Annotated in this window: 6 protein-coding genes; all 6 read right to left on the bottom strand. The window is 62.0% G+C overall.

Annotated elements, in window-relative coordinates:
• Positions 1–106 precede the first annotated feature (106 nt).
• A complete protein-coding gene (locus RBA40_RS18840) occupies positions 107–1036 on the bottom strand; it encodes a prolipoprotein diacylglyceryl transferase (protein ID WP_306649292.1) in 930 nt (309 codons plus the stop codon).
• Between the two features lie 183 nt (positions 1037–1219).
• Complete coding sequence (gene typA / locus RBA40_RS18835) at positions 1220–3055, bottom strand: translational GTPase TypA (RefSeq protein ID WP_099874606.1); 1836 nt, start codon at positions 3053–3055, stop codon at positions 1220–1222.
• A gap of 324 nt (positions 3056–3379) precedes the next feature.
• Positions 3380–3874, bottom strand: a complete 495-nt coding sequence (locus tag RBA40_RS18830) for a metal-dependent hydrolase (RefSeq protein ID WP_306649291.1) — start codon at positions 3872–3874, stop codon at positions 3380–3382.
• The gene (gene truB / locus RBA40_RS18825; RefSeq protein ID WP_099874600.1) at positions 3875–4798 is read right to left on the bottom strand and encodes a tRNA pseudouridine(55) synthase TruB; all 924 of its coding nucleotides are present in this window, start codon (positions 4796–4798) and stop codon (positions 3875–3877) included.
• A 6-nt stretch (positions 4799–4804) separates the two neighbouring features.
• Positions 4805–5230: a 30S ribosome-binding factor RbfA gene (rbfA, locus tag RBA40_RS18820; protein ID WP_306649290.1), complete on the bottom strand. Its 426-nt coding sequence runs from the start codon at positions 5228–5230 to the stop codon at positions 4805–4807.
• Positions 5231–5438: 208 nt separating this feature from the next.
• On the bottom strand, positions 5439–8276 hold the full coding sequence (gene infB, locus RBA40_RS18815) for a translation initiation factor IF-2 (protein ID WP_306649289.1): 2838 nt from the start codon (positions 8274–8276) through the stop codon (positions 5439–5441).
• Between the last annotated feature and the right edge of the window lie 17 nt (positions 8277–8293).

Below are 8293 nucleotides of genomic sequence, written 5' to 3'. Positions count from 1 at the left end.
CAATACTGCCAATTAGTCCGACGCCGACTTGATTTTTCTTACAACCGGGGTCAGAGCTTTAACTCGAAACATTGTCAAACCCGCTGCGGCGGGTTTTGCACTTTTGCTAGGGTGCGGGTACGGCGGCGGCCTGGCTCTGCGCAGCGTCCGTGCGACGGCTCAGCATTGCCAATCCCGCCAGCCCGGCCAGCGCCAGGGCCACCGCGACGATCTCGGCCTGGCTTGCTTGAATACCGCCGAAGTCGAGCACCGGATTGACCCGGATTTGCTCGATCAGCAAGCGCTCCAGCCCCGCCAGCACCAGGTACACCGAAAACAGCCAGCCGCTCCGGAAAGCGTGCCTGCGCAGCGCCCACAGCAGCGCGAAACAGGCCAGCGCCATCACCGTTTCGTACACCGACGTCGGATACACGCCCGGCGCCGCGAGCACTTCGCCGAAAATATTGTTGTCGTAGGTTTGCGCCCAGAACCAGGTCGGCAGCCAGTCGGGTTTCAGCGCCATGTTCGCCGCCGTGCCCCAGTCGCCGTCGCCGGAGATCTGGCAGCCGACACGGCCGAGCGCGTAACCGAGCATCATGGCTGGCGCCACCGCGTCGAGCAGGGGGCGGATCGGCAACTGCCAGCGCCGGATGCAGATCACCCCGGCCACCGTCCCGAGGATCAGCCCGCCGAATACGCTGAGCCCGGAGCGGCTGAAAATCATACTCCACGGATCGGCCATGAACTGATCGGTATGCTCCAGGATGTGGAACAGGCGCGCGCCGACCACGCCCACCAGCACCACGACAAAGGCGAGATCGTTGACGATGTCCTGGGGCGGCACCGCCACCTCGCTCACCACCCCATCGTCACCCTTGACGCGCTTGTGGGCCGGACCAATGCGGCCGGCCGCGTACAGCCGGGCCAGCTCGCGTTTAAGGCACTCGGCACCGGCCATGATGGCGCAGGCGACCAGCAGGCCGAAGGTGGCAATCGGCAGCGGCAGGTCGATGCCGGTGAAGTCCCTGATGACATCGCTTAAATACGGGTAGGACATGCATGTTCTTTCTGCAATGTTTCGAGTCAGAGCTCTGACCCCAATTAAGAAATATTTCGAGTCGGAGGTCTGACCCCGGTGTGCTGAAATGCAAAACGCCTTCCGTCAGACCCGCATCAAGTGGATGCAAGCCCGAGGGAAGGCGTTGTCGCTACGGAATGCGGGGCACTCCGTACGCGTCAATTACGCGGAATCGCGGCCAGCTTTTTTACGCTCGTGCTCTTTCAGGTAGCGCTTGCGCAGACGGATCGATTTAGGCGTGATTTCAACCAGTTCGTCGTCGGCGATGAATTCCACCGCGTATTCGAGCGACATCTGGATTGGCGGTACCAGGCGCACCGCTTCATCGGTACCCGACGAACGCACGTTGGTCAGCTGCTTGCCCTTGATCGGGTTGACGACCAGGTCGTTGTCGCGCGAGTGAATGCCGATGATCATGCCTTCGTACACCGGGTCGTTGTGAACCACGAACATGCGGCCGCGGTCCTGCAGTTTCCAGATCGCGTAAGCAACCGCTGCGCCGTCGTCCTGCGAGATCAGCACGCCGTTGCGACGGCCAGCCATTTCGCCTTTCGAGTTGTCGACCGGTGCGTATTCGTCGAATACGTGGCTCATCAGGCCGGTGCCGCGGGTCAGGGTCATGAATTCGCCCTGGAAGCCGATCAGGCCACGCGCAGGAATCTTGTACTCGAGACGAACACGGCCCTTGCCATCCGATTCCATGTTCTGCAGGTCGCCACGACGACGGCCCAGTTCTTCCATGACGCCGCCCTGGTTGGCTTCTTCAACGTCAACCGACAGTTGCTCGAACGGCTCGTGGCGCACGCCATCAACCATTTTGAACACCACGCGTGGACGCGATACGGCCAGTTCGAACCCTTCGCGACGCATGTTTTCGATCAGAATCGTCAGGTGCAGCTCGCCGCGGCCCGAGACTTCGAAAATCGTGTCGTCGTCGGTCGGCGCTACGCGCAGGGCAACGTTGGCTTTCAGTTCGCGGTCCAGACGGTCGCGCAGCTGGCGGCTGGTGACGAACTTGCCTTCGCGGCCGGCCAGTGGCGAGTTGTTGACCATGAAGTTCATGGTCAGGGTCGGCTCGTCGACGGTCAGCATTTCCAGCGCATCCGGGGTGTCCGGCTGGCAGATGGTCGAACCGATGCCGATTTCGTCGATACCGTTGATCAAGACGATGTCGCCGGCAACCGCTTCGTCAACCAGCACGCGCTCGAGGCCCTTGAAGTTCAGAACCTGGTTGATGCGGCCCTTGATCGGGGTCGAATCAGGACCGTTCAGGACGATGACGTCCTGGCCGGACTTGATGCGGCCGCGCGAGATACGGCCAATGCCGATCTTGCCGACGTACGACGAGTAATCGAGCGAGGTCACTTGCATCTGCAGCGGGCCGTCAGGATTGTCGTCACGCACAGGAACGTGCTTGAGGATGGCTTCGAACAGCGGGGTCATGTCGCCTTCGCGCACTTCCGAATCGAGGCTGGCGTAGCCGTTCAGGGCCGATGCGAACACGACCGGGAAGTCGAGCTGTTCGTCGGTGGCGCCCAGTTTGTCGAACAGTTCGAACGTCTGGTTGATCGCCCATTCAGCGCGCGCGCCCGGACGGTCGATCTTGTTGACGACGACGATCGGCTTGAGACCGAGCGCCAGCGCTTTACGCGTCACGAAGCGGGTCTGTGGCATCGGGCCTTCTTGGGCATCGACCAGCAGCAGTACCGAGTCGACCATCGACAGCACGCGCTCGACTTCGCCGCCGAAGTCGGCGTGGCCTGGGGTGTCGACGATGTTGATGTGGGTGCCTTCGTATTCAACCGCGCAGTTCTTCGACAGAATCGTAATGCCACGTTCTTTTTCGAGGTCGTTCGAATCCATTACGCGGGTTTCGACTGCCTGGTTTTCACGGAAGGTACCGGATTGGCGCAGCAGCTTGTCCACGAGCGTGGTTTTGCCGTGGTCAACGTGGGCGATGATAGCGATGTTACGAATTGCGCGTTTTGAATTTGACATGGTCGTAAGGAACGGAAATGTACGTGGTGTACGAAGGTGTACGGTGCTGCTTAAATCAGGAACCGACTAGTATAGCATGCTAAAGCGGTGTATTGCGCACCACCAATTTGAAAAGCCCTGCAATTTCAATGGCTTGCTGCTTTTTTCACCACAGGTCCCCAGCGCTGATGCACCGCTTTGGTGAAAGTCTGACGCTATTTTGTGTCGTCCGCATGACATGCGCCGCCCGCCCCCCGCCCCTTCCCTTCTACTCGTACAAGGGGCCGATCGCCAGCGGGCGCGTGGCGGCGCTTACTTTGGCCCCGCTCGGTAAGCCGCCTGCCGCTACCAGCGCCGCCGGCGGTTTTCGTTGTGATGCCGCCAGGCGGCCACCGCTCCCCCCACCACCGCCAGCACCAGGCAAGCCAGATGCAACGTGCCCAGCGACACGAAGTCGAGCAGTTGGTTGGCATCTGACAGCGGCCGCCACGGATGCATATCGCTGTGCATGATGGCGTCGAGCACGATGTGCGACAGCGTGCCCAGAAACGCTCCCGTGCACGAGGCCAGCCAGCTGATCCGTTGATGAGGAATATTCAGGAGCCTGAGCACGAATTCGCTGACCGGCTTGCCGGTGAGCGCGGCCACGCCGCCGATGAGCAGCGCGCCAGCCAGGGTATGGGTCGGACCGTGCAGGATGTCGGCGTCCTGGATCAGGCCCACCAGCGGCTCGATGTCCATCAGCACTTGCGCGCCGCCGAACACCATGAAGCTGAAATGGCGCCCGCCCACGGCTTTCATGGCCGCACCGGGACCGAGGTGGAAGGGCGTGAACGCCATTTAGGCGTGCGAAGCGGCGATCAGGCGCTCGGGCGCCAGGATCGCGTATTCCTGCAAGTTCGCCGTGCCCAGCAGGCGGGTGTCGTGATACACCCTCACCCGGCCCAGGCTGTCCGGCAAAGTGAGTGCTTCCTTACCGAGCGCCAGGCGCTGGCCCTGCAGGAAGCGCTTGGCCAGTTCCTCGGTCAGCTGCACAGCAGGGAAACTCGACAGCAAGGCATCGACCGGCGCCAGCAGGGTAAGCGGTTCGGCGTGCGCCTGCAATGCTTCCAGCGTCACCATGCCATCAATGGTCAGCGCGCCGACCTGGGTGCGGCGCAGCTGGATCAGGTGGGCGCCGCAGCCGAGCGCGTGGCCGATGTCTTCGCCCAGCACGCGGATATACGTGCCCTTGCTGCAAGTAACCGCTAACTTCAGCAGCGGCGTTTCGAACGAAATCAGTTCCAGCTTGAGGATGGTGACCGGGCGCGCTTCGCGCTCCAGGGTGATGCCTTCGCGCGCGTACTCGTAATAGGCCTTGCCGTCGCGCTTGAGGGCCGAATACATCGGCGGCACTTGCATGATGGGGCCGCGGAACTGCGGCAGCACGGCTTCGATCTGGGCCAGGGTGACGTCGACGTCGCGCATGTCGATCGCTTCGCCTTCGGTGTCGCCGGTGGTGGTGGTGATACCCAGGTGGACCGTGGTTTCGTAGGTCTTGTCGGCTTCGAGCAAGTCTTGCGAGAATTTGGTCGCTTCGCCGAAGCACAGCGGCAGCAAACCCGTGGCGAACGGGTCGAGCGTGCCGGTGTGGCCGGCTTTCTTGGCGTTGAGCACACGCTTGGCCTTGATCAGCGCGTCGTTGGACGACAGGCCGACCGGTTTGTCGAGCAGCAGCACGCCGTCGACCAGGTCGCGCACGCGTTTGATATGGGCTTGTTTCATGCTGGCTTATTCGGCGTCCGGCTTGGCTTGGTCTTCCGGCACCGGATCCGGCTCGGCATCGGCCGCGCGGGTGGCGTTGGCCTGGTCGATCAGCAGCGACATTTCCATGCCGCGCGAGGTCGAGGTGTCGTGCACGAAGTGCAGCATCGGCAAGGTGTGGATGTGCAGGCGCTTGCCCAGCTGGTTGCGGATGAAGCCGGCAGCGGCGCCGAGGCCATCGACCGTGTTCTTGATCGATTCCTTGTCGTCCTTGAACATGGTGAAGAACACCTTGGCGTGGGCGTAGTCGGGAGTGATCTGCACTTCGGTGATGGTGATCATGCCGATGCGCGGGTCTTTCAGACCGTACGCGACGATTTCGGCCAGGTCGCGCTGGATCTGGTCGGCCACGCGCAAGCCGCGGGCGGGAATGGTTTTGCTGTGTTTAGCCATGGTCGTATACTACTCTTTATGATTTTGTAAGGTGGAAAAGCGCAGCGCCGGAGCCGGCGTCAGGGCCGAATACCACAAACTTAAAAACCGTCATTCCCGCGCAGGCGGAAATGACGGTTTTGTGGGGCGGTGGCCGCAATAGCGTCAGCTGGCGGCCACCGGTTCGGCGCCCCGTTTCCAGGGCGCCTCACAGTTGTGCATCCAACGATTACAGCGTACGGGCGATCTCTTGAACTTCGAACACTTCGAGGACGTCGCCGACTTCGATATCGTTGTAGTTCTTGAGCGACAGGCCGCACTCCAGACCGGCGCGCACTTCTTTCGCGTCGTCCTTGAAGCGCTTGAGCGAATCGATCTCGCCAGTCCACACCACGATGTTGTTGCGCAGCAGGCGTACCGAGGACGAACGCTTGACCACGCCATCGGTGACCAGGCAACCGGCAATCGCGCCCACTTTCGAGACCAGGATAACCTGGCGAATCTCGACCTGACCGGTGATGTGCTCGCGCTTCTCCGGTGCCAGCATGCCCGACAACGCCGCCTTGATCTCGTCGATCGCATCGTAAATGATGTTGTAGTAGCGAATGTCCACGCCGTTCGACTCGGCCAGCTTGCGCGCCTGGGCGTCAGCACGGGTGTTAAAGCCGATGATGACCGCTTTCGATGCCACCGCCAGATTGACGTCCGATTCCGTAATGCCGCCGACCGCCGCGTGCACAACCTGTACCCGCACTTCGGAGGTCGACAGTTTCTGCAGCGAGCCAACCAGCGCTTCCTGCGAACCCTGCACGTCGGTCTTGACGATGACCGGCAGATTCTTGACTTCGCCTTCGCCCATGTTGTCGAACATGTTTTCCAGTTTCGCCGCTTGCTGCTTGGCCAGTTTGACGTCGCGGAACTTACCTTGACGGAACAGACCAATTTCACGCGCTTTACGCTCGTCGGCCATGACCATGACTTCTTCACCGGCAACCGGCACTTCGGTCAGACCCTGGATTTCGACCGGGATCGACGGACCAGCTTCGCTGATCGCCTTGCCGTTCTCGTCCAGCATGGCGCGCACGCGGCCATACGAGGAACCAGCCAGGATCACGTCGCCGCGACGCAGGGTGCCGGACTGCACCAGGATCGTCGCGACAGGACCACGGCCCTTGTCCAGACGTCCCTCGACCACCAGGCCACGCGCTGGCGCGTCGACCGGGGCTTTCAGTTCCAGCACTTCGGCTTGCAGCAGAACCTGTTCCAGCAGCGCATCGATACCTTCGCCGGTCTTGGCCGACACCGGCACGAATGGCGATTCGCCACCGTATTCTTCCGGCACGACTTGTTCGGCAACCAGTTCCTGCTTGACGCGGTCCAGATTCGCACCCGGCTTGTCGATCTTGTTGATCGCCACGACCAGCGGTACGCCGGCAGCTTTTGCGTGAGCAATTGCTTCCTTCGTCTGCGGCATCACGCCATCGTCGGCGGCAACCACCAGAATCACGATGTCGGTTGCCTTGGCGCCACGGGCACGCATCGCGGTAAACGCTTCGTGACCCGGGGTATCGAGGAAGGTGATGATGCCGCGCGGCGTTTCGACGTGGTAAGCGCCGATGTGCTGCGTGATCCCGCCCGCTTCGCCCGACGCCACTTTGGCACGGCGAATGTAATCGAGCAGCGAGGTCTTGCCATGGTCGACGTGCCCCATGACGGTGACCACCGGTGCGCGCGAGACGGCTTCGAAGTGGGCGTGTTCGCCCTGGTCGGCCAGCAGTGCTTCCGGATCGTCGAGTTCAGCCGCAAATGCCTTGTGGCCCATCTCTTCCACCAGAATCATCGCCGTTTCCTGATCCAGCACCTGGTTAATGGTGCACATCTGGCCCAGCTTCATCAGCTGCTTGATCACTTCCGATGCCTTCACCGACATCTTGTGTGCCAGTTCGGCGACCGTGATGGTCTCAGGAACGTGAACGTCCTTGATGACCGCTTCGGTCGGCGCCTGGAAATTGGTTTCGCGGTCATCGCTGTGCGATGGGCGACGGCCCTTGGCGCCACCGCGCCAGCTGTCACGGCCACCCGGCGAACCGGTGTTGCCACGTGGCTTGATCGAACCCGGCGCGCCGCGCTTTTTCGCGTCGTCCGACCAGGTCGACGACACATTGGCCGACTTGATCGACTTCTTGTCCGCCGTAACCGGCTTCTTGTCGCCCGGCTTGTCGCCCGGCTTCTTGTCGGCTGGCTTGTGCAGCGTGCCTTCGGGCGGCTTCGGCTTCAATGCCGCGACCGGTGGAGGAACTGGCTCAGGCGCCTTGATCGCGCGCCGCGGCGCATTCATCATGGCCTTGATCTGCGCCACTTCGTCGGCCACGGCCTTGCGGGCGCGGTCGTTCGCTTCGGCACGGGCCGCAGCTTCTTGCGCAGCAACGGCAGCCTTCTTCTTGGCTTCTTCGGCAGCAGCTTTCTTCGACTCGTCGGCGGCAGCCTGGTCGGCGCCAGCGGCGGCGGCGGCGGCGGCAGCGGCGGCGCGCTTCGCTTCCGCATCCGCTTCTTTCTTGGCGTCGGTCTCGGCCTGCTTGGCCTGGGCTTCCTTTTCGGCGTCGAGCTTGGCGAGGCGCTCCTGCTTTTCACGCAGGTCGGCTTCCTGGCGCGCGATCAGCTCTTGCTGGCGGCGTGCCTCTTCCTCGCGACGGGCCACTTCGGCCGCGTCGATCACTGGTGCAACGGGCGCCGCGGCCACTGGCGCTGGCGCCGGTGCCGGATCGTCGCGCTGCACGAACGTGCGCTTCTTGCGCACTTCTACCTGGATCGTGCGCGACTTGCCAGTGGCGTCAGCCTGCTTGATCTCAGTGGTTTCCTTGCGCGTCAGCGTGATTTTCTTCTTCTCGGTGTCGGTCGCCGTGCCGTGGGTACGGCGCAGGTGATCCAACAACTTATCCTTATCATCTTTCGACAATGGATCTGACGTCGAACTTTTATCGACGCCGGCAGAACGCAGCTGCGTCAGCAGCAAATCTGCAGGCATCTTCAGTTCGGTGGCAAATTGGGCTACGTTGTTACTCGCCATTCAGTCCTCTTTTCTTT

This window comes from Massilia pseudoviolaceinigra (assembly GCF_030846505.1).
In the GTDB taxonomy this organism is placed as follows: domain Bacteria; phylum Pseudomonadota; class Gammaproteobacteria; order Burkholderiales; family Burkholderiaceae_D; genus Telluria_A; species Telluria_A violaceinigra.
This window is presented reverse-complemented; position numbering and strand designations above follow the sequence as displayed.

Excerpts from the sequence above, each read along its gene's own strand:
- rbfA (WP_306649290.1), bottom strand. The coding sequence starts at position 5,230 with ATGGCTAAACACAGCAAAACCATTCCCGCCCGCGGCTTGCGCGTGGCC.
- RBA40_RS18830 (WP_306649291.1), bottom strand. The coding sequence starts at position 3,874 with ATGGCGTTCACGCCCTTCCACCTCGGTCCCGGTGCGGCCATGAAAGCC.
- RBA40_RS18840 (WP_306649292.1), bottom strand. The coding sequence starts at position 1,036 with ATGTCCTACCCGTATTTAAGCGATGTCATCAGGGACTTCACCGGCATC.
- infB (WP_306649289.1), bottom strand. The coding sequence starts at position 8,276 with ATGGCGAGTAACAACGTAGCCCAATTTGCCACCGAACTGAAGATGCCT.
- truB (WP_099874600.1), bottom strand. The coding sequence starts at position 4,798 with ATGAAACAAGCCCATATCAAACGCGTGCGCGACCTGGTCGACGGCGTG.
- typA (WP_099874606.1), bottom strand. The coding sequence starts at position 3,055 with ATGTCAAATTCAAAACGCGCAATTCGTAACATCGCTATCATCGCCCAC.